Origin of the sequence: Falsiruegeria mediterranea M17, assembly GCF_900302455.1 — a bacterium.
GTDB classification, from domain to species: Bacteria; Pseudomonadota; Alphaproteobacteria; order Rhodobacterales; family Rhodobacteraceae; genus Falsiruegeria; species Falsiruegeria mediterranea.
The window spans coordinates 225,722-245,519 of record NZ_ONZG01000006.1; the positions used below are offsets into that span (position 1 = coordinate 225,722).

A 19,798-nucleotide genomic window follows, 5' to 3' on the forward strand; every position below is an offset into this window, starting at 1 on the left:
AGCCATCACCTGGTCACAATATCATATCTGCCACGGCTTTAGGATGATCGGTGATCTGCTCATAGCCGTCTTCGGTGATGATGAAACTGTCTCCCACCTGCGCCCGGAACGTTTCGGTCGTGGCAGAGCCATCGACGGCAAAGACCATGCCAGGCTGCAACACCGTGGTATCGCCGGTGACCAGCTGTGGCTGCTCCAGATAGCTAAAGCCCGTGGCACGTCCGCAGCGGAACGGATACTCGAAACCGGCGCCCTGGATCACCTCGGCATATTCCGCATGCACGCTTTCCGCCGTCACTCCAGGCCGCAAGGCCCGCAGTGCCGCCGCCTGGCTCTCGACCGCGATCTCATAGATGTGTTGCTGCGTCAGGTCGCCGATCTCTCCGATCCAGAAGGTGCGATCGAACCCCAACTTGAAGCGGTGGAAGTTGGTCATGCCGCAAAAACACAAAAACACCGGTTCGCCCTGCCGCATGACCCGGGTAGAGGCGCGGTGATGGGTCTTTGTGATTTCACGCCCTGAGGCCATGATCTGCAGGAAATGCGTGTTGGGTGACATGTCGGCGTCATCGTAATGCGCGGCCAGCAGCTCGGCCGCCTTGCGGGTTCCGGCCTGCGAAGTGGCAATCGCCACCTCGAACTCGGGCACCCCATCGCCAATGGCTGCACGCCCCGCGGCCATCATCGCACCCGCAACCTGTCCCGCGTGGCGGGCCAGTTGTAGCTCTTGCGCCGATTTGATCATGCGCATGTCTGCCAGGATCGGAGAGACCGAGCGGATCCGCTCTGCGGGCACCAGATCGCTGACATAGGCCCGCACCAGGGGCGGCATATGATCGGGCTCGATCCCGATTTGCGCGCTGTTCTTGAGCGCTGCGTGCAGCTCAGCCCTCCATTCCTCCCCAATACCGTCGTTCCAGGCCGCAATCCGATCCACGCGGGCCGCAGCCAAGGCGGTATTGAGGTCGATGGTTGGCGTGATCAACAGGCTGTCGCCATCGCGAGGGACGACCAGAATGGTGGGGCGTCCAAACTCCATGTGCAGATAGTCGTAGTAACCGGTCAGGTAATAGACATTGTCGTCATCGGTGATGAGCCCCACGTCGATCCCGGCGTCAGTCAGTTTTTGGCGAAACCGGGTCATCCGGTCGGCAAACTGGCTCATGTCTCTCTCCCTGTTCTGGTCTTGGTTCGGACCAGAGTACGAAGAAAGAATGGTGACGATTGCCTGTTTGCGACCTAGGGAGACACCGATCTTGTGCGCGAGATCTGGGGGGCTCCCGTCCGTCGTCAATTTTTCTGACGAAAAACCTCCTCCCGTTGGGCCGGGCGCCGCGCTGACGCGCGGCGCGGTACCGTTAGGCGCCGGCGCTGCGATTTGGTCTCTGGGGTTTCAGGCTGCTGCCAGCCAATTTAGCCTAAGGAAACAGTGCGGGCCCTGGTTCGGGCGTGTCACAAGTATTCAGATCACGCCCAATGCCCGCCGAACCCCTCGGGCACCAGCAGGTTGTCGCGGTTCAACCCGTCAATCGACCGTTCGCCGCACAGAGCCATGGTGGTGTCCAGCTCTTTGTGGATCACCTCAAGCGCCGAGGTGACCCCGGCCTGTCCCATTGCCCCCAGGCCATAAACAAAGGCGCGTCCGATGTAGGTGCCCTTGGCCCCCATCGCCATCGCCTTGAGCACGTCCTGACCCGAGCGGATGCCGCTGTCGAGATGCACTTCGACCCGATCGCCGACCGCATCCAGGATTTCGGGCAGCATACGGATCGAGCTCAGCGCGCCATCAAGTTGCCGCCCACCATGGTTCGACACCACAATGGCATCGGCCCCCAGCTTGGCTGCCATCTTGGCGTCTTCGGCGTCAAGAATACCCTTGAGGATCACCTTGCCGCCCCATTCGTTCATCAGCTTTTCGATTTTGCCCCAATCGAGGCTTGGATCGAACTGTTCTGCCGTCCAGGCCCCCAACGACGAGGCGTCCGAGATTCCCTCGACGTGGCCCACGATGTTGCCGAACTCACGCCGATGGGCACGGGCCATACCGGCCAGCCAGCCCCATTTCGTGGCCAGGTTCAACAGAGTAGAGGGCGTCAGCTTTGGCGGCGCAGACAAGCCGTTCTTCAGGTCTTTGTGTCGCTGGCCCAGAATCTGCAAATCCAGCGTGATCACCAGAGCCGAGCATTTCGCGTCCTTGGCCCGCTGGATCAATCGGCTGACGTAATCAGTGTCTTTCATTGTGTAGAGCTGGAACCAGAACGGCTTGGTTGTGGCACTCGCCACATCTTCGATCGAGTTGATCGACATGGTTGAGAGCGTGAAGGACACACCAAAGTCTTCGGCGGCTTTGGCTGCTTTCATCTCGCCATCTGCATGTTGCATGCCGGTCAGACCAACAGGGGCGAGCGCCACGGGCATGGCGACGTCTTCGCCGATCATCTGGGTCGCTGTGCTGCGCCCGGTCATGTCCACGGCCACGCGCTGACGCAGGCGGATCTGGTCGAAATCGGATGTGTTCTCGCGGAACGTCTGCTCGGTCCAGCTGCCGCTTTCGGCATAGTCATAAAACATCCGCGGGACACGCCGCTGATAGAGGCGCTTGAGGTCGTTGATGTTGGTAATGACGGGCATTGCAGACTCCGATCCAAAATTGGTTAGAAGTTTTTACCAATTCTTGTTTTGTTGCGCAAGTGGCCTAAATTTTCGGATCCAGAACGCGACAAGGCGCCGGAGTGGCCTCCCGCGCCTTGTGTGATACTGACATGATAACAGTAAGTTAGGCTGCGTGCGCCCCGTCGGACAGCGACTTCACGAACTCCAGCACTTCGCCCACTGGTTTGCCTGCGCCGATCTGGCTGACGATGGCCGAGCCCACCACAGCTCCATCCGCGACGCTGGCGATGGCTTGCGATTTTGCGGGTGTGTTGATGCCAAAGCCCACGATGACCGGCAGATCGGTGGCCGCTTTGATGCGCGCCACTTCGGGGCCCACATCGGTGGCTTCGGCCTCGGCCGCGCCGGTGATGCCGGTGATCGAGACATAGTAAACGAAACCGGATGTGTTCTGCAGAACGCGGGGCAGGCGATTATCGTCGGTGGTCGGCGTTGCAAGGCGAATGAAGTTCAAACCGGCTTGTTGCGCCGGAATACACAGCTCATCATCCTCTTCTGGCGGCAGGTCCACCACAATCAGCCCGTCGATGCCCGCGGCCTTGGCCTGGCTCAGGAACGTCTCGACCCCGCGGCTGTAGATCGGGTTGTAATATCCCATCAGCACGATTGGGGTGGTGTTGTCTTCCTTGCGGAACTCGGTCGCCAGTTCCAGCGTGCGGTCCAGCGTCATGCCAGCCTCAAGCGCACGTTGACCGGCGAGCTGAATGGTGGGGCCATCGGCCATCGGATCAGTAAAGGGCAGGCCCAGTTCGATCACATCCACACCAGCACCTGGCAGGCCTTTGACCAGCTCCAACGAGGTGTCGAAATCGGGGTCGCCCGCCATGACATAAGACACAAAAGCCTTTTTACCTTGGGCGTTCAACTCGGCGAATTTGGCGTCGATACGGGTCATCGGGCGTCCTTGAAACTGTGGGTTACGCCCGATGTGCAGAAACTTGGGCGGAAAATCAATCCCGCTTGGTGCGCTTGGGTCAGAATGGGTCGTCAAAACGCAACGTGATAACGCAGCAGCACCGCGTTGACGCCGGGGTTGAAGCTTGACACCGAGGCGTTGGATTTATGGGTGATCGCCAGCGACAGCGCGTCGCCCCGATCGAACCGATAGCCCAGCCCCAACAGGCTGCGCACTTCGAACTTGCTGCCCAGATCGTTGTTGCTGTCGGCCTCGATGAACACGCCGGGCAAAACGCTGGCCTCGACAAACCAATGCTGGTTCAGCTTGTATTCCGCCGCGATCCCGACGCCCAGGTGCACATCGCCGTTAAAGTGGACAGAGGCCGCACCCGCCAAAGCCGCGCTGAACCGCTCGCGTTCGTGAAAGGGGGTATGTTGGTATTCGAGTGAGACCAGTGCCTGATCGGATGAGCCTGCGAATTCAAAATCCGCAAATCCCACGCCCAGGATCAAGGATTGCGCGTGCAAGGGGGCGGCCGCTGTCAGGGCCAGAGAGAGTGCAACTGCGAGGTGTTTCATGGCGGTCTTCCAGTAATCTTGTGGTGTTGATCTAAGTGTTTACCGATCGGTACACTTGCAATGATCCGCCGTTCACAAAGCCGTTGCAGGATTGTGATCTGACTGCCAGGAAACCGGGGCGGCTTGCCAATTTGGACCCACGCCAATAGAAGGCCCACTGGAATGACAGCAGGAGTCGGTCATGGGCTTTAAAATGGGTATCGTGGGTCTGCCGAACGTGGGCAAATCGACCCTGTTCAACGCGCTGACCAAAACAGCAGCAGCGCAGGCAGCGAACTTTCCGTTCTGCACCATCGAGCCCAACGTGGGTGAGGTGGGTGTACCTGACGCGCGTCTGGACAAGCTGGCCGCAATCGCAAGCTCCAAGCAGATCATTCCGACCCGCATGACATTCGTGGACATCGCAGGTCTGGTCAAAGGTGCCTCCAAGGGCGAAGGCCTGGGCAACCAGTTCCTGGCCAACATCCGTGAAACCGACGCGATCGCCCATGTGCTGCGTTGTTTTGAGGACGGCGATGTGACCCATGTGGACGGTCGTGTTGATCCGGTGGCCGACGCCGAAACCATCGAGACAGAGCTGATGCTTGCCGATCTGGAAAGCATTGAAAAGCGCCGCGCCAACCTGGTGCGCAAGCTCAAGGGCAACGACAAAGAAGCACAGCAGCAGGATCGTCTGCTGGCCGAGGCTCAGGCGATGCTCGAAGACGGCAAGCCGGCGCGTCTTGTCGAGGTGGATGCCGAAGACGTCAAGGCCTGGAAGATGCTGCAACTGCTCAGCACCAAGCCCGTGCTCTATGTCTGCAACGTCGGCGAGTCCGAGGCGGCAGAGGGCAACGAACACTCCGCCAAAGTGGCCGAGATGGCCGCGGCCCAAGGCAATAGCCACGTCATCATCTCGGCCCAGATCGAAGAAGAGATCAGCCAGTTGGAAGACGACGAGGCCGAGATGTTCCTGTCCGAAATGGGGCTCGAAGAGGCTGGTCTGGATCGTCTGATCAAAGCGGGCTACGAGCTGCTGCATCTGGAGACCTATTTCACCGTCGGCCCGAAAGAGGCGCGCGCCTGGACCATCCGCCAAGGCACTGCCGCACCGCAGGCGGCCGGCGTTATCCACGGCGATTTCGAAAAAGGCTTCATCCGTGCCGAAACCATCGCTTACGACGACTACATCGCCTGTAACGGCGAAAGCGGCGCCAAGGATGCGGGCAAGATGCGGGCCGAGGGCAAGGGCTACGTCGTCAAGGACGGCGATGTGATGCACTTCTTGTTCAACACCTGATACGACTGTTCCCGGACCCGGATAGGGCGAGGGGACATGACGAACGGCAGTTACATCATCTGCACCAACCCCCGGTCGGGCAGCACCCTGCTTTGTGGGCTGTTGGCGCAGACCGGTGTGGCAGGAAATCCGGATTCCTTCTTTCGCGGGCCTTCGCGGCAATGGTGGGCAGATCACCTTCAGGTGCCCGAGGCGGTCGATCTGACAGACCCCGCCTTTTGCGCGGCCTTTTTGTCCGCGGCTTTGGCCGAGGGGAAAGGCGGCGGCGATTTCTTTGGTTGTCGCCTGATGCACGAAAGCCTGCCTGATCTGATGGCGATGACCGCGTGCCTGCATCCCGATGCAAAGGATGATTGCGCTCGGATCAAAGCGGTCTTTGGGCAGACTGTCTTTGTCCATCTGATCCGCGAGGACAAGGTCGATCAGGCAATCTCATATGTGCGGGCGGAACAGACGGGCACGTGGCACGTCGGGCCCAACGGCGAAGCGGTCGAACAAAAAGGCCCACCACAACCGCCGCGCTATGACTTTGCCCGCATCCATCAAAAGGTGGTGGAGTTCGAAGCGCAGGACGCGGCCTGGGCCCGGTGGTTCGAGCAAACCGACGTGCACCCGCTCAAGGTTCGATATTCAGACCTTGCCGATAACCCCAAGCACGAATTGCGTCGCATCCTTGCTCATCTCAACCAGCCCGCCGAAGCCGCAGAGCGGGCGATCCCGGGTGTGCGCAAACTGGCAGATGAGTTGAACGAAAGATGGGCCGCGCAGTACCGGGGGGACCGGGAAAAGTACGCGACCCATTCTCTATCCTAGGCGAGGCTGATCCTCAGCGTCGCCCGGATTCGAAATTCCTTTCAACAGGACCGCCGTATTCAATGCGCACTAGTTTCGAATAAGACCGCCCCGCCTGAGTTTCAGGCGCATGCGGCCAGTTCGACCAGCGCGGGTCATCGTCCGGCACGCTCTTTTGCGTTTTGGTGTTCGTTTGTGCATCGCCCTTTGCCACGGCAACCGCGGGCAGCGTCAGGGCGGCAATCGCAAGGATTGTTGTCAGTCGTGTCATTTATTGAACCTCCGATACGGGCCGTTGGGCCGGTTTAATGCTGTTGGTCTTGATGAACGTCTGTGTCTTGAACCTGCGCCTGTGGGGCCATTTGGGCAAATCAACGACATTCACCGCTGCGTGAGGGGCGGGGTTTGATTCAGGTCAAATACGCGGGCCATATGCTGTGACATCAGTTTTAGTGAACGATAACTAAATTTGGAGTGACCCAATGAAAGTCCATGTGCTGGTACAGCCGTATATGCGCAGTAAGGGAGAGGATGTGGTTCTGCCGGGGTCGGACCCGGATCGCTATGCCACTTTGCTGGACCGCACGACCGAACAAATGAAGTTCGCCGACGAAAACGGCTATGCCGGTTTTTGCATGACCGAGCACCATTTTCAGGTCGAAGGTATCGAAACCACGACCAACCCACTCTTGTGGAACATGCACATTGCCGCCAACACCAAGAACCTGATGGTGGGGCAGGTGGGCATGGCGCTCACCGCGCATCACCCCATGCGCCTGGCCGAAGACATGGCCATGATCGACCACATGTCCGGCGGGCGTTTTTTCTGCGGCTTTGTGCGCGGCAACACGCCCCGCTGGCTGAATACTCTGGCGCAGCACCTGGACATCACCACCACGCAATCGGATCGCTCCAAAGAAGACGCCCGCAACCGTCGCCTGATGGAGGAAAGCTGGGCCGTGGTCAAAAAAGCCTGGACCAACGAGACTTTTACTCACCACGGTGAATTCTGGAACATCCCCGCCGACAACATCACTTGGCCCTTCCCGCCAACGGCGGAATACGGTGGCAAAGGCGCGGTTGATGACAAGGGCACCCTGCGCAAGATGGGCATCGTGCCCCGCCCGCGCAAACGCACCGACGGGCGCGACTTCCCGCCCCTCTACGTGCCGTTTTCGTGGTCGATGGAAACCGCCAAGTTCTGGGCCAAAGAGGGCGCCAAGCTGGTGTCATTTGTCTCCAAGGACGAGTTCATGGACATGACCATGCCCATCTATCTTGAAGAGGCGCACCACCACGGCCACACCGATCTGAACGTTGGCAACACGCTGGTTCTGGGCGGTCACCTGACCATCGGCTCGACCGAGGTGCAGGCCGAGCAGCACTATCGCGATTTCGAAGAGCTGTTCAATTTCGCCTACAACGCACCGCCCTATCACGTGCCCATGGGTCGCGTCTGGAAGGGCACCGTCAATCAAGTCATCGATCAGGTCGGCGCGCTGAAAGAGAAATACGGGACCGAGGAATTCGTGGTCTGGCACCACGTTGGTTACTTCGAGCAGGAAGAAGAGCTTGAGATGCTCGAGAACTATTCGAAGGTCATCAAAGCCTTCTCCTAAGCCCGATCTGGTAGCCAATCTGCACCTGCGCACATCCCACGTGCGCAGGTGTTTTTCATGTTTTTCTTGCGCAAGTTATAAATATGACTAAATCACTCAGGTAATAATCATGGCGGTGGACGTAGGAGTGAGAGAATGGCGGAAGCAGAAGGACGCAATTTGAAGGTTATTGAAGTGTGGAACCTGACACCAAACATGCGCCGCGTTGTACTGGGCGGGAACGAGCTGGAGGGCTTTCCCGAAGGCAGCGCAAGCGGCTATATCAAGCTGATTTTTCCTGACGCCCCGCGCCCGCGCCCTGACCGTCCGGCGATGCGAACGTTCACGGTGCGCGCCTTTGATGCAGAGCAAAACCGCCTGACCGTCGACTTTGCGCTTCATGATGACACCGATGGAACCACAAGCGGGCCCGCCGCTGTCTGGGCCGGAAACGCCAAGGTGGGCGATGACATCCTGATCGCGGGTCCCGGCAAGATCAAATGGATCGACACCTCGTCCGACTGGCTACTGCTTGCCGGTGACATGACCGCGCTGCCCGCGCTTCTGTGCAACCTCGAGGCACTGCCCGCAGATGCAAAGGGCGAAGTGGTGATGGAGCTCACCAGCCCGGAGGACGCGCCAGCAGTCTCTCTGCCGGATGGCATGACCCTGCACCTGATCCTCAACCCGCACCCCGATGGCACCTCAACCGATTTTGTCGATCACATCCGGTCGCTCACCTGGCGCAACGGCAGCGTGTCGGTCTGGGCGGCGTGTGAGTTCAAATCCATGCAACAGTTGCGGACATATTTCCGCAACGAACGCGGGGTGGACCGGACCAAGATCTACCTCTCCAGCTATTGGAAAGCGGGCGTTGCCGAGGACGAACACAAGAAGATCAAGGGAGAGGACGCAGCCCGCCAGAAAGCGTTGGAAGCGGCAAGCTAAGCTATAGCAGCAAAGCTTACGCAAGACACATAGACCAGCCCCTGACCCTGGGTGGGGGTGAAGCCCCCTCCCGTGGGAAGGGCCGGGGACTGGTCGGCTTTGCCGACTTGTTCTCTGTTGCCAGCGGAATGATTCAAACACTCAGGCTCTGTTCCCAGGCCGTGCGCAACTGACACTGGATACAACAACAAAGCGCCGCCCCGAAGATACAGGGCGGCGCTGTGATAAGTCGACCTTCTTGCGCGCTTACAGCGCGGCTTCGCTGCCCAGAACGGCGGTGTACTCGTTCGAGAAGGTGCCGCCGTTGCCATGCGCGATGGCGATGTTGACGTCGTCGATCTGGCGCTTGCCGCCATCGCCCCGGATCTGCGTTGCGGCCTCGATCAGGCAGAACAGACCGTACATGCCCGGATGCACACAGCTCAGACCGCCGCCATTGGTGTTGACCGGCAGCGAGCCACCGGGCGCGATGTTGCCATCAGCCACAAATGCACCGGCCTCACCCTTTTTCACAAAGCCCATATCCTCAAGGAACAAGAGCGTGTTGATGGTGAAGGCGTCATACAGCTCGACCACATCCACATCCTTGGTGGTGATCCCGGCCATGTCGAAAGCGCGCTTGGAGCTTTCGGCTGCACAGGTGGTGGTCAGGGTCGCGGCCTGTGCAATCTCGCGGTGCGAGATGGCATTGCCACCGCCCAGGAAGTAGGCGGGCTTCTCCTGATAATCCTTGGCGCGGTCGGCGGATGTCACGATGATCGCTGCACCGCCATCCGACATCAGGCAGCAGTCCAGAACGGTCAGAGGGTCGGCCACACTAGGCGAGGCCAGGTATTCTTCCATCGTCAGGTCGGCCTGCATGGTCGCATCAGGGTTCAGCTGCGCCCATTTGCGCGCCGAGATGGCGACATGGCCAAAATGCTCTTTCGGCACGTTGAACTCGTGCATGTAGCGTTGTGCGGTAAAGGCATAACCCGGAACCGGCACCATCGGTTCGTATGCGCGCTCCCACTGGGGCGTCTCGATCAGACCGTTCAGGTCGCGCGCGGATTTCGCGTTCGAGCCGTAGCAGATCAGCACGTTCTTACACAGACCCGCCTGGATCGCCATGGTCGCCTCGACCAGATACGACATGAAGGACGAGCCGCCCACCATGTCCGAGTTTGCCCAGGTTGGTTTGACGCCCAGGTATTCAGCGATCGAAAGGGTGGGGAAGAAGTGATAGAAGGTGCCGCCACAGATACCGTCGATTTCCGACAGGTCCATGCCCGCGTCATCCAGAGCGTTCTTGGTCGCCTTGGCGATCAGTTCCATGGGCGAGGTGTTGGGCGTTTTACCCAGACCCCAGTAACCCTTGCCAACAATTGCGGATTTGCCGCGTAGTGCGTGTGCCATGTGTCTAACTCCTTACGCGGGCTTGAAGAATACGGCGGGCTCGCCGGATTTGGCGTTGGGGCCGAAATCGGGGGTCATGACAACCGCCTGAACCTTCATGCCGATCTTGATGTCCTCGTTCTCGCAGCCGATGATACGGGTGAACAGGCGTGGGCCTTCGTCCAGATCAACCAACACGTTGTTGATGTCGCCGCCGAATTTGGCGGGTCGGCGGATGATGGTGCTGGCGTAGACGGTGCCCTTGCCGGATGCCTCGACCCACTCCAGATCATCGGCGCCAGTGGTGGGTGACAGCGCGCGGGGGTAGAAGTTGTATGCGCCAGTTGTGGTCGACCGCTGGATCAGGAATTTGCCAGCATCCAGGCCCGCGCGGAACGCCGCGTCGGCCTGCGGGCTGGCTTCGGGGAGTGCAAAGTCAGTCATATCGCTTCCTTGGGTTAAGCGGCAAAGAGTGCCGCGTCATGTGTGGGTTCGGGGTTCAGAATGCGCCGACGTAGCAATGCTGCCTCGGGCAACAGGCGGCTGCGCACATGGGCGGCAGCAGCCCGCAAAAGGGCAGGCTCGGGGGCCTGATCGGCGGCGGCTTCCATGTCGGCCCAGACCCGCCCGAAATACACCAGCCCGGTCAGGCGCATGTAGTCGTTGACCGATGGCCCGATGTCGCCGCGCGTCTGCATGGCGGCGGTGGCCTGACGCCAGTCCTCGATCGCATCGGCCAACTCCATCGACGTCTCGCCGGTCGAGACCAGATCGGCAAACGCAGCCGCAGCCGCGCCATCCTTGGCCCGGATCGCCCGGCGGGCAACACCCGTGGCGAGAACGCCATTGGCGCCCTCGTAAATCGCCATGATCCGCGCATCGCGCATGATCTGCTCGACCCGGTATTCCTTGCAAAAGCCGTATCCGCCGTGGATCTGCACCGCGAGGCTGCTGGTCGCATTCACCGCATCTGTGGCAAAGGCTTTGCAGGTTGGTGTCAAGATGTCCAAGAGGCCCTGATCGGCCCCCAGATCCATATCCACAAAGGTCTTGTAGACCATTGCGCGGCAGCCCATGGCGTGGGCGTAGATGTCCAAAAGCATACGCTGCACATCGCCATGTTGGGTGATCAGCGCTGTGCCCTCGGACGTGGTGCCCTGACGGCGACCGGCGGCATGGGCGCGGGCGCGTTGGAATGCGACATCCATCTGCCCCACAGCCTGCAATGACACATCCAGACGCTCGGCGTTCATCATGGTGAACATGGCGGCAAGGCCCTTGCCCTCTTCACCCAGCAACTCGCCACGCGCACCGTCAAAGGCCATCTGGCAGGTGGGCGAGCCATGCATGCCCATTTTCTCTTCAAGTCGTACGGTTTGCACCGTGTTGCGGGTGCCATCTGGCAGCACGGCAGGGCAGGCAAACAGGCTCAGCCCCCGCACACCCGGTGCCGCGTCGGGTGTCCGGGCCAGCACCAGATGGATAACATTGTCGGTGTAGTCATGATCGCCGCCAGAGATGAAAATCTTGGCTCCGCTGATCGCATAGCCATCGCCATCCGGGGTTGCCCCTGTAACAGCCAAAGTCTTGATCCGCCCCAGATCCGAGCCTGCATCCGGCTCGGTCAGGCACATCGACGCCATCCATTCGCCCGACACCAGTTGCGGCAGCAACCGCGCTTTCTGATCGGTCGAGCCAGAGGCCTTGATCGTCCGGATACAACCCTGCGCCAGGCTCAGCACCATCTCATACGAGATACACGCGCCGGCCAGCATATCCGCCAGCACCGCACCAAAAACATGCGGCAGGTCCATGCCGCCGAACTCTTCCGGAGCGCAAAGCCCCGGCCACCCGGCCTCGGCATAGCGCTTATACGCGGTGACCATCTCGGGCGGCATCCGCACCCGGCCGTTTTCCAGCTTGGCGCCCACTTCGTCGCCAATCAGGTCCAGCGGCGCGATCTCGGCGTTGATGAACTTGGCCAGCGCCGGGATCACGTCCTCGGCGGTCTCATCGCTCCATTCATCCAGTCGCTCGGGTCGCCCGATGTGTTTCAGAACAAAGGCAATGTCAGCCTCGGACGCGGTATAGTCGATCATGCGTGCACCTTGACCGAGGCGATGATGCGCTCGGACCCTTCGTAAAGTTCGCTCACCGCCCGCTCGCGCAATTCCAGCGCCAGACGCTGGTTGATATAGCCCTTGTCGGTGATCTCGTTTTTCTCGACCGACGGCGCGTCGGTCTGGACCAGAACCCGCTTCACTCGCGTGGCGCTGCCGGTCTGGCCCGCGTTGTAGGCGCTCAGCCGATCCTCAATGAACGCGCGCACCGCCGGATCGCTGGCATAGCCCGCCAGATCGTCGACGCGACCGGCCAACGATTTGCATTCATCCGCATTCAGAAACAGCAACGCACCGATGTCGTTGCGGTTGTGCCCGGTGATCACGGCATCCGACACGACGGGTTTCAACGCATCCAAGAGCGCAATCCGCAGGTTGCCCACGGCCACCCATGTCCCGGTCATCAGCTTGAAGTTCTCGGACGTGCGCCCGTCGAAATAGATGCCCTTGCTCAGGTCATCCTGATCCACCAAACGCCCCGCGTCCCCGGTCAGATAGAAACCATCTTCGTCAAAGGCCTCGGCTGTCTTTTCGGCGTTGTTCAGGTAGCCGGGCGTCACATGCGGCCCGCGCACGCGCATTTCCAACTTGCCGCCATTGGGCAGGAACTTCAGCTCATAGCCCGGCGTCGGCAAGCCGATCACATCGGCGCTGGGCACGGGGAAATGCACGCAAGTGATCAACATCGCCTCGGTCGCGCCCCAGGCGCTGACGAACGGGACCTTCTCGCCCCGCTCGGCCACACCCAGCTCTTCCAGCCCTTCCCACAGGTGATCCGGCAGGCCAGCGCCCGAGAAAAAGATCAACTGCAACCGCTCGAAAAACGCTTTGCGCAAGGCAGCATCTTCGCGCATCACCGGCAGCATCATGTCGAACCCTTTGGGCACGTTGAAATAGAGCGTCGGTGACACATCGCGGATATTGCGCATGGTCTTTTCGATCTCGCCCGGCAACGGCTTGCCGTCGTCGATGTAGAACGTGCCGCCGTTCCACAGGATCTGATTGAAGTTGAAGTTGCCGCCAAATGTGTGGTTCCACGGCAGCCAATCCACGATCACTGGCGGCTCGGCCTCCAGGAACGGCCAGATCTGCACCAGCGCCTGTTGGCTGGCCAGCATCATCTCCTGGTTCACGACCACACCCTTGGGCATGCCGGTCGATCCCGAAGTGAACAGGATCTTGGCGACGGTTTTGTGGTCGACCTTGGCGGCCTCAACCACCACATCACCGCTGATGGGGGTTTGTAGCGCCGCATCATAGGTCAGCGTGCCATCGCCGGACAGCAAAGTGATGCCTTCGCCGCCCAGGTAGTCAAACGCATTGGCAAAAGCCCGCGAATCCGCGGCATAGGCCATTCCGGGGGACGTCACGGACACGATGTGGCGCAGTTTGGCCAGCGTCTGATCATGCAGGGAATAGGGCACCGAAACCGGCACCACCGGAATGCCCACATGCATCGCGGCGAGCATCAGCACGCCGTGGCGTACCGAATTGGCCGATAGGATCAACAGCGGCTTGTTCGGCCCCAACCCTTGCGCCAGCAGAAACGCCGCCAGCGACTGCACCTGCTCGTGCGCCTCGGCATAGGACACACCTTGCCAGGTATCGCCACCACCGCGCTCCATCAGATAGGGGCGATCCGGGGCTTCGGTCGCCCAACGGTCCAAAAGCTCTGACAGGTTCTGGACCTTGATCTCGAATGGCTGTGGGCTTCGCAGTGCAAAGGCGCCGTTACCCAAATCGTCGCGAACTACCTCGGCTGGGGCAAATTTGGTGGCTGGGTAGGCCGATGTCATCGTCTCGGGACCTTCCGTGGTCATTTCGTCTCACTCCCTGGCGTCTTCTGCCGGAATCACGCCTGTGACGCCGGTTTTGTGAGAATTAGACTACCCAAGATATTGTTAGTATGCAAATGTATTATTGAGCGTTCACTTAAGTGCGCAGTTCGAGATAATTCGCCCGAGGGTTTGACGCAAGCCGATGGCAGATGTGCCGTCGCGTACCCTGGGCCGGGATATGAGGAGTTCGACATGAAAATCGAAAACGCATCCGCGATCGTAACGGGTGGGGCTTCGGGGCTGGGTTTTGCCACCGCCAAGGCATTAACCGAAAAAGGGGCCAAAGTGGCTCTCTTTGACCTGACGGGTGACAAGCTCGAAGCCTCGGCCAAAGAGCTCGGTGCGGTTGCAGCACCCTGCGATGTCACCAGTGCCGAAGGGGTATCGGCTGCTCTGGAAACTGCGATCGCCGCCAACGGCTTGCCGCGCATCGCCGTCAACTGCGCCGGTGTCACCCATGGTGAACGCATTGTTGGGCGCAATGGCGCGGCCTCGCTCGACGCCTTTGCACGCACCGTACAGATCAACCTGATCGGCACCTTCAATGTGATGCGTCTCGTGGCCGAGAAGATGGCCCACAACGACGCACTCGACGACAACGAGCGCGGTGTGATCATCAACACCTCGTCCGTCGCGGCCTTCGAGGGACAGATCGGGCAGGCGGCTTATGCGGCTTCCAAAGGTGGCGTCGCCAGCCTCACGCTGCCGGCCGCGCGCGAGTTTGCCCGCTCGGGCATTCGCGTCTTGGCAATCGCGCCGGGTATCTTTTCGACCCCGATGATGGATCTGCTGCCGCAGGACATTCAGGACAGCCTGGGGGCCAAGGTGCCTTTCCCCTCACGCCTTGGCAAACCCGCTGAATTCGCGCAGCTTGCAAGCCACATGATCGAGAACACCATGCTCAACGGGGAATGCGTGCGCCTGGACGGTGCCATCCGTCTGGAGCCGAAATAAGGACGCCCGCAATGGACTATACCCACATCACCAGCGAGACCGACGGCAAAATTGGTATCCTGACCCTTGACCGCCCGGCCAAATTCAACGCCATCAACCATGGTCTGCTGCACGAGATCGAGCACTATTTCGACGCCCTGCCGGATGAGATCGGCGCGGTGGTGATCCGATCCTCGGGGCAGCATTTCTGTGCCGGCCTCGACTTGCTGGAACATTCCATGCGCGATGCCGCCGGAGCCATGCACGAATGCCGCCTCTGGCACCGGATCTTCGACAAGATCGAATACGGCCGCGTGCCCGTTGTGGCCGCAATGAACGGCGGCGTTTTGGGGGGCGGGATGGAACTGGCCATGACCGCGCACGTCCGCGTCAGCCAAGAGGACACGTTCTATGAACTCCCCGAGGGTCGCCGCGCCATCTTTGTCGGCGGTGGGGCCACGGTGCGTGTGGGGCGGATCATCGGCGCCAGCCGCATGATGGAGATGATGCTGACCGGTCGCCGCTATCTGGCGCAGCAGGGCATGGACCTTGGCCTCGCACACTATGTCGAACCCAACGGCACCGCCTTTGACAAGGCGATGGAACTGGCCCGACGCGTGACCGAAAACGCGCCGCTGTCGAACTACATGATGATGCAGGCCATCACCCGCATCAACGACATGTCCGCCAGCGACGGTCTCTTCACCGAAAGCTTGGCGGCGGCCATCGCGCAATCCTCACCCGAGGCGCGCGCCGGGATGGAGGCATTCCTCGCCAAGACCGGCAAACGCGACAATCAGTAACCGAGCAAAGGCCTGATACGGCCCGGGCTGACCCAACTTGGGCCTTAACCGATACCGTGAACGTTGAAAATCACCGGAATGTCGCAGATATGGTGAGCCTTTGCGAGTTGAACCCCTCGAAGATTTTCGAGGGGTTATTCATATTCCAAATGCAGACATTGACAGAGCCTCAGTGAACGTCCTCTAGGCGGACAAGGCTGCCGTCGGTCATCGTCACCAGACCAGCGCTTCACGGTCTGTTTCTGGCCTTCGCGCCCGCGTAAACCAACCCGGAAGCGTCTCTGGAACCTGACATTCGCGACGGTGATGCCACTAAAGCCTGGAAATGCCGTCTGCGATCTCCTGGGCAATGGCTTGGGCGTTGATTCCGTCACGCTCTGCCGACACCCGCAACCCCAAAAGGTCCGACTGGTATTTACGGGCAAGGACCAGCGGGTCATGTGTTTTGTCAATTTCCCCAGCTGACTGAGCCTGCTGAAACAAGTCGGCAAACTGCTCTTCCATTTTCAGAAGATGAAGGCTGGCTTGCTCGGCCAAAGGATGATTGTGCGCGTTCAGTTCCAGCAACGTCTTGGAGAGCATACAGGCTTTGGCCGGAGCATTGTCGCTTTCGATGGCCTTCGCAGGCCATTGCTTGAGGGCATTGATCGGACCACATTTGTCCGCCAGTTCCCGAAGGTGTTCTAACCCGTCATTGACATATTTCTGCATGGCTAGCCCGAACAGGGCATCCTTTGATCCGAAAGCCGCATAAAAGCTGCCAGGTTTCATCTGCAGCTCGGCTTCAAGGTCTTTCAGGGAAGTACCGGACCATCCGCGCTTCCAGAACAAATCCCGGGCGCGCTCAATCAAGTCATTGCGGTCGAAATTCGGTTTGCGAGGCATCAGAGGTTCCGTTCTTGAACGATTGCTCAATAATATACTTGAGTGATCACTCAAGAAAGACTAAATGACAAATACCCCGTTCAATATATGGAATCTGAAACATGAACTTCCCGTCCCACGACCTCGAAACTGCCCCCGAAGCCTCCAAGCCCCTGCTGGAAAACTCGCAAAAAGCCTTTGGCCGCCTTCCCGGATTGCACAAGGTTCTTGCGGAAAGCCCACAGGCCTACGAGGGCTACCAGCTGCTGCACAAACTGTTCACCGAAACGGATTTCGACGCGGATGAACTGACCGTCGTCTGGCAATCGATCAACGTCGAGCACGCCTGCCATTACTGCGTTCCTGCGCATACTGGCATCGCAAAGATGATGAAGGTTTCGGACGAGATCACCCAAGCCCTGCGCAATGAAACACCGCTGCCCACGGCAAAACTCGAAGCCTTGCGCACCTTTACCGTTCAGATGGTGCGGGAACGTGGCAACGTGTCCAAAGCCCAGATGCAGGCGTTCTTTGACGCAGGTTATGGCCATCGCGCGGTTCTCGACGTTATCCTCGGCCTCGCCCAGAAGACGATGTCGAACTACGTCAATCATGTGGCCGAGACCCCCGTTGACGAGGTGTTCCACCCGCTGAAATGGCAGCGCGGCAATACCCCGCTCGAGGTTTGATCTCTTCGGGGTGCACGATGGCTTGCCTTGTGCACCCGCCCCGAAAAGGATCAGATGGCCGAAACCGCTGTCACACGATACGCTCGGAATTCAATCCCCCCAAAAGGAGAACGCCATGCCCGTTATTCGCGTTGAAGTCCCTGAAGGCACGGACCACGACACCAAGACCCGCATCCGCGAAGGCGTAAAACAAGCTGTGCTGGACACGCTCGCTCCAAAGGAAATCAAATACGACTATGTCGCGGTGCGCGAGGCATTCGGCATCCTTGGCGATGGTCTGCCGCTTGTGACCGTCGACCTGCGCCCCGGCCGGGATGCCGGTCGCAAAAAAGCCCTGTCAGACGCCATCGCCGCAATCCTGCAGCAAGAGCTGAATTCAGACCCGATCGACCTTTATGTTCTCTTTCGTGAAAACCCTGCCGAGAACCATTATACCGGTGGAACACCTCTGCCTGATTGGGTTCCCGCAGATCAGTAAGTGGTGGCACCGCCGGAAGCGGCCCATTGCGAAACACGACGAAACTGCCAGCGCTGGCCGATCTTCCTCCAAGACTTCGACCCCCGCGTCCTGTCGTGCCCTTTCCGTCAACACCTGCGGCATGGGGTGGGTCTCGGGCCGGGCTGTCTCGTGGTCGCATTCATGATCAGATCATTGCAACATCGCCCGCTCTGCTAACCTTTCATCGCGCGTAAAGTCTTGTGTAAGGCGGTGCACGGACGGTGCACGCTTGGTGCACGCATTGTGCTCCGGTAAAAAGCGCCAAACAGCAGAAGGTTAATCCCTGCCCGCGTTCGGGCAATTGCGCTGATTGGATTGAGGGGGAAAAGTGGGGAAAGCTTGGAGGAGAGTTTGCTTTCCCCTGAACGCGACCGGAGCAAAGGGAGAAGCCGGTCTGCATTCAATTTCGGAACACCGGAGCCTCGTGTGAGAGCGTGAGGGAAGGCCCCGGTGTTCGGATCAGGGGCCGAAGCCCTTGAACTTGTTAGTCAACAAAGGCGCGCTCGACCACAAATGTGGCAGGCTTGTTGTTGGCGCCTTCTTCCAGGCCGAACCCTTCGAGCGCGGTCTTGGTGTCCTTGAGCATCTCCATTGAGCCACAGATCATGCCCCGGTCCGTTTCAGGTGAGATTTGCGGAACGCCCAGGTCCTCAAAGACTTTTCCGCTTGCCATCAAGTCCGTGATGCGCCCCTGGAACGGATAATCCTCGCGGGTGACGGTGCAGTAATGGCGCAGGTTCTGCGCCATCTCACCCACCAGCGGATCCTCTTTCAGCGCTTTTACCAGTTGCTTGCCGTACTCCAGCTCGCCCACCTCGCGGCAGGTGTGGGTCAGGATGACTTGGTCAAACTTTTCATAAGTTTCCGGGTCGCGAATGAGCGAGGCGAAGGGCGCGATGCCGGTGCCGGTCGAGAACATCCACAGGCGTTTGCCTGGCAGCAAAGCGTCGTTCACCAGCGTGCCAGTGGGCTTCTTTCGCATCAGCACAGTGTCGCCCACTTTGATCTTTTGCAGATGCTCCGTGAGGGGGCCATCCGGCACCTTGATCGAATAGAACTCCAGCTCTTCGTCCCAGCTGGGCGAGGCTACGGAATAGGCACGGAACACCGGCTTTTCCGCATTCGGCAGACCGATCATGACAAACTCACCCGACCGGAACCGGAAGGTCGATGGGCGTGTAATACGAAACTTGAACAAACGGTCGGTATAGTGCTCGACCGAGGTGACCGTCTGCGCAAAAACGCCAGCGGGGATCGGGAATTCGGTCTTGGGGGCTTCATCAAGCGACATGGGTCTCTCCGTGGCGGTCAGGCGGCTGCAGGGGTTTCGGACAACAGATCCAGCTTGCCCTCTTTGCCATTCCAATCGTCGGCATTGGGCATTGGGTCTTTCTTTTCGGTGATCACCGGCCACTGCTCGGCATACCTGCGGTTCATCTCGACCCAAGGTTCGGCGCCGTCTTCGGTGTCTGGGCGGATGGCATCGGCGGGGCATTCGGGTTCGCATACGCCGCAGTCAATGCATTCGTCAGGGTGGATGACCAGGGTGTTTTCACCCTCGTAAAAGCAATCCACCGGGCAGACTTCTACGCAGTCCGTGAATTTGCAGTTGATGCAGTTGTCAGTAACCACATAGGTCATCGGCATTTGTCCTTTCGTTTGTATGCTAATGAATAATCGACTCAGAGATCGCCTGTCAATACGTTTGTGTACGTTCAATAATTCAAGTGAAGGGATGCTTGACTAAAATCGATATTATATTAGTGTACTAACGAAACAAAGATACGCTGGAAGCTGGATAAATCAGAGGGCAAATGTTCGCGAAACGTGCTGACGACGTCGTCGTCATGGCCACAATCACCGGAGTTGCATCGTCTGTTTTCAGCGGTGCGTCGAGGTGAGAAAGTAATCT

Annotated in this window: 20 protein-coding genes; 8 read left to right on the forward strand and 12 right to left on the reverse strand. The window is 59.4% G+C overall.

What is annotated here, in order from left to right; all coding sequences use genetic code 11:
• Positions 1-13 precede the first annotated feature (13 nt).
• The 4 genes from TRM7615_RS13625 to TRM7615_RS13640 form a co-directional block, all read right to left on the reverse strand.
• Positions 14-1,165 carry a M24 family metallopeptidase gene (locus tag TRM7615_RS13625; RefSeq protein ID WP_108788419.1) on the reverse strand — a complete coding sequence of 384 codons (1,152 nt, stop codon included), beginning with the start codon at positions 1,163-1,165 and terminating at the stop codon, positions 14-16.
• Positions 1,166-1,467: 302 nt separating this feature from the next.
• Positions 1,468-2,631, reverse strand: coding sequence for an alpha-hydroxy acid oxidase (locus TRM7615_RS13630; protein WP_108788421.1), 1,164 nt, complete (start codon positions 2,629-2,631; stop codon positions 1,468-1,470).
• Between the two features lie 145 nt (positions 2,632-2,776).
• A complete protein-coding gene (gene trpA, locus TRM7615_RS13635; protein WP_108788423.1) occupies positions 2,777-3,568 on the reverse strand; it encodes a tryptophan synthase subunit alpha in 792 nt (263 codons plus the stop codon).
• Between the two features lie 92 nt (positions 3,569-3,660).
• Positions 3,661-4,149: an acyloxyacyl hydrolase gene (locus TRM7615_RS13640; protein ID WP_108788425.1), complete on the reverse strand. Its 489-nt coding sequence runs from the start codon at positions 4,147-4,149 to the stop codon at positions 3,661-3,663.
• Between the two features lie 181 nt (positions 4,150-4,330).
• On the opposite strand from TRM7615_RS13640, the gene ychF reads away from it, so the two are divergent.
• Positions 4,331-5,428, forward strand: a complete 1,098-nt coding sequence (gene ychF / locus TRM7615_RS13645) for a redox-regulated ATPase YchF (protein ID WP_108788427.1) — start codon at positions 4,331-4,333, stop codon at positions 5,426-5,428.
• A gap of 36 nt (positions 5,429-5,464) precedes the next feature.
• Positions 5,465-6,241, forward strand: coding sequence for a Stf0 family sulfotransferase (locus TRM7615_RS13650; RefSeq protein WP_108788429.1), 777 nt, complete (start codon positions 5,465-5,467; stop codon positions 6,239-6,241).
• 13 nt (positions 6,242-6,254) lie between these two features.
• Here the strand turns inward: TRM7615_RS13650 and TRM7615_RS13655 are convergent, their stop codons facing one another.
• Positions 6,255-6,491, reverse strand: a complete 237-nt coding sequence (locus TRM7615_RS13655) for a hypothetical protein (protein ID WP_108788431.1) — start codon at positions 6,489-6,491, stop codon at positions 6,255-6,257.
• 211 nt (positions 6,492-6,702) lie between these two features.
• Here TRM7615_RS13655 and TRM7615_RS13660 point away from each other — a divergent pair, with 211 nt between their 5' ends.
• Both TRM7615_RS13660 and TRM7615_RS13665 read left to right on the forward strand, forming a co-directional pair.
• Positions 6,703-7,839, forward strand: a complete 1,137-nt coding sequence (locus TRM7615_RS13660; RefSeq protein ID WP_108788433.1) for an LLM class flavin-dependent oxidoreductase — start codon at positions 6,703-6,705, stop codon at positions 7,837-7,839.
• 135 nt (positions 7,840-7,974) lie between these two features.
• On the forward strand, positions 7,975-8,766 hold the full coding sequence (locus tag TRM7615_RS13665) for a siderophore-interacting protein (RefSeq protein ID WP_108788435.1): 792 nt from the start codon (positions 7,975-7,977) through the stop codon (positions 8,764-8,766).
• Between the two features lie 246 nt (positions 8,767-9,012).
• Here TRM7615_RS13665 and TRM7615_RS13670 read toward each other — a convergent pair whose 3' ends face one another.
• The 4 genes from TRM7615_RS13670 to TRM7615_RS13685 are packed head-to-tail and all read right to left on the reverse strand — an operon-like array spanning position 9,013 to position 14,080.
• Entirely contained in the window at positions 9,013-10,161 is a 1,149-nt protein-coding gene (locus TRM7615_RS13670) for an acetyl-CoA acetyltransferase (protein WP_108788437.1), read from the reverse strand.
• 12 nt (positions 10,162-10,173) lie between these two features.
• Positions 10,174-10,584, reverse strand: a complete 411-nt coding sequence (locus tag TRM7615_RS13675) for a Zn-ribbon domain-containing OB-fold protein (protein ID WP_108788439.1) — start codon at positions 10,582-10,584, stop codon at positions 10,174-10,176.
• A gap of 14 nt (positions 10,585-10,598) precedes the next feature.
• Positions 10,599-12,239 carry an acyl-CoA dehydrogenase family protein gene (locus TRM7615_RS13680; RefSeq protein ID WP_108788441.1) on the reverse strand — a complete coding sequence of 547 codons (1,641 nt, stop codon included), beginning with the start codon at positions 12,237-12,239 and terminating at the stop codon, positions 10,599-10,601.
• Positions 12,236-14,080: a feruloyl-CoA synthase gene (locus tag TRM7615_RS13685; RefSeq protein WP_108788443.1), complete on the reverse strand. Its 1,845-nt coding sequence runs from the start codon at positions 14,078-14,080 to the stop codon at positions 12,236-12,238. Before TRM7615_RS13685 ends, TRM7615_RS13680 begins: the two co-directional genes overlap by 4 nt.
• A gap of 210 nt (positions 14,081-14,290) precedes the next feature.
• On the opposite strand from TRM7615_RS13685, the gene TRM7615_RS13690 reads away from it, so the two are divergent.
• Together TRM7615_RS13690 and TRM7615_RS13695 are read left to right on the forward strand one after the other, a co-directional pair.
• Positions 14,291-15,052 carry an SDR family NAD(P)-dependent oxidoreductase gene (locus tag TRM7615_RS13690; protein WP_108788445.1) on the forward strand — a complete coding sequence of 254 codons (762 nt, stop codon included), beginning with the start codon at positions 14,291-14,293 and terminating at the stop codon, positions 15,050-15,052.
• Positions 15,053-15,063: 11 nt separating this feature from the next.
• Positions 15,064-15,834: a crotonase/enoyl-CoA hydratase family protein gene (locus TRM7615_RS13695; protein WP_108788447.1), complete on the forward strand. Its 771-nt coding sequence runs from the start codon at positions 15,064-15,066 to the stop codon at positions 15,832-15,834.
• Between the two features lie 312 nt (positions 15,835-16,146).
• Here TRM7615_RS13695 and TRM7615_RS13700 read toward each other — a convergent pair whose 3' ends face one another.
• Entirely contained in the window at positions 16,147-16,719 is a 573-nt protein-coding gene (locus TRM7615_RS13700) for a TetR/AcrR family transcriptional regulator (RefSeq protein WP_108788449.1), read from the reverse strand.
• A gap of 101 nt (positions 16,720-16,820) precedes the next feature.
• Between TRM7615_RS13700 and TRM7615_RS13705 the strand changes: the two genes are divergently transcribed.
• Together TRM7615_RS13705 and TRM7615_RS13710 are read left to right on the forward strand one after the other, a co-directional pair.
• A complete protein-coding gene (locus TRM7615_RS13705) occupies positions 16,821-17,387 on the forward strand; it encodes a carboxymuconolactone decarboxylase family protein (protein ID WP_108788451.1) in 567 nt (188 codons plus the stop codon).
• A 115-nt stretch (positions 17,388-17,502) separates the two neighbouring features.
• On the forward strand, positions 17,503-17,865 hold the full coding sequence (locus TRM7615_RS13710; RefSeq protein ID WP_108788453.1) for a tautomerase family protein: 363 nt from the start codon (positions 17,503-17,505) through the stop codon (positions 17,863-17,865).
• 505 nt (positions 17,866-18,370) lie between these two features.
• On the opposite strand, the gene TRM7615_RS13715 is transcribed toward TRM7615_RS13710, so the two are convergent.
• The gene (locus TRM7615_RS13715) at positions 18,371-19,177 is read right to left on the reverse strand and encodes a ferredoxin--NADP reductase (protein ID WP_108788455.1); all 807 of its coding nucleotides are present in this window, start codon (positions 19,175-19,177) and stop codon (positions 18,371-18,373) included.
• Positions 19,178-19,194: 17 nt separating this feature from the next.
• Positions 19,195-19,527, reverse strand: a complete 333-nt coding sequence (fdxA, locus tag TRM7615_RS13720; protein WP_108788457.1) for a ferredoxin FdxA — start codon at positions 19,525-19,527, stop codon at positions 19,195-19,197.
• Positions 19,528-19,798: the final 271 nt, after the last annotated feature.

Coding starts and splice junctions, on each gene's coding strand:
- TRM7615_RS13625 (WP_108788419.1), bottom strand. CDS start 1,165: ATGAGCCAGTTTGCCGACCGGATGACCCGGTTTCGCCAAAAACTGACT.
- TRM7615_RS13630 (WP_108788421.1), bottom strand. CDS start 2,631: ATGCCCGTCATTACCAACATCAACGACCTCAAGCGCCTCTATCAGCGG.
- trpA (WP_108788423.1), bottom strand. CDS start 3,568: ATGACCCGTATCGACGCCAAATTCGCCGAGTTGAACGCCCAAGGTAAA.
- TRM7615_RS13640 (WP_108788425.1), bottom strand. CDS start 4,149: ATGAAACACCTCGCAGTTGCACTCTCTCTGGCCCTGACAGCGGCCGCC.
- ychF (WP_108788427.1), top strand. CDS start 4,331: ATGGGCTTTAAAATGGGTATCGTGGGTCTGCCGAACGTGGGCAAATCG.
- TRM7615_RS13650 (WP_108788429.1), top strand. CDS start 5,465: ATGACGAACGGCAGTTACATCATCTGCACCAACCCCCGGTCGGGCAGC.
- TRM7615_RS13655 (WP_108788431.1), bottom strand. CDS start 6,491: ATGACACGACTGACAACAATCCTTGCGATTGCCGCCCTGACGCTGCCC.
- TRM7615_RS13660 (WP_108788433.1), top strand. CDS start 6,703: ATGAAAGTCCATGTGCTGGTACAGCCGTATATGCGCAGTAAGGGAGAG.
- TRM7615_RS13665 (WP_108788435.1), top strand. CDS start 7,975: ATGGCGGAAGCAGAAGGACGCAATTTGAAGGTTATTGAAGTGTGGAAC.
- TRM7615_RS13670 (WP_108788437.1), bottom strand. CDS start 10,161: ATGGCACACGCACTACGCGGCAAATCCGCAATTGTTGGCAAGGGTTAC.
- TRM7615_RS13675 (WP_108788439.1), bottom strand. CDS start 10,584: ATGACTGACTTTGCACTCCCCGAAGCCAGCCCGCAGGCCGACGCGGCG.
- TRM7615_RS13680 (WP_108788441.1), bottom strand. CDS start 12,239: ATGATCGACTATACCGCGTCCGAGGCTGACATTGCCTTTGTTCTGAAA.
- TRM7615_RS13685 (WP_108788443.1), bottom strand. CDS start 14,080: ATGACCACGGAAGGTCCCGAGACGATGACATCGGCCTACCCAGCCACC.
- TRM7615_RS13690 (WP_108788445.1), top strand. CDS start 14,291: ATGAAAATCGAAAACGCATCCGCGATCGTAACGGGTGGGGCTTCGGGG.
- TRM7615_RS13695 (WP_108788447.1), top strand. CDS start 15,064: ATGGACTATACCCACATCACCAGCGAGACCGACGGCAAAATTGGTATC.
- TRM7615_RS13700 (WP_108788449.1), bottom strand. CDS start 16,719: ATGCCTCGCAAACCGAATTTCGACCGCAATGACTTGATTGAGCGCGCC.
- TRM7615_RS13705 (WP_108788451.1), top strand. CDS start 16,821: ATGAACTTCCCGTCCCACGACCTCGAAACTGCCCCCGAAGCCTCCAAG.
- TRM7615_RS13710 (WP_108788453.1), top strand. CDS start 17,503: ATGCCCGTTATTCGCGTTGAAGTCCCTGAAGGCACGGACCACGACACC.
- TRM7615_RS13715 (WP_108788455.1), bottom strand. CDS start 19,177: ATGTCGCTTGATGAAGCCCCCAAGACCGAATTCCCGATCCCCGCTGGC.
- fdxA (WP_108788457.1), bottom strand. CDS start 19,527: ATGACCTATGTGGTTACTGACAACTGCATCAACTGCAAATTCACGGAC.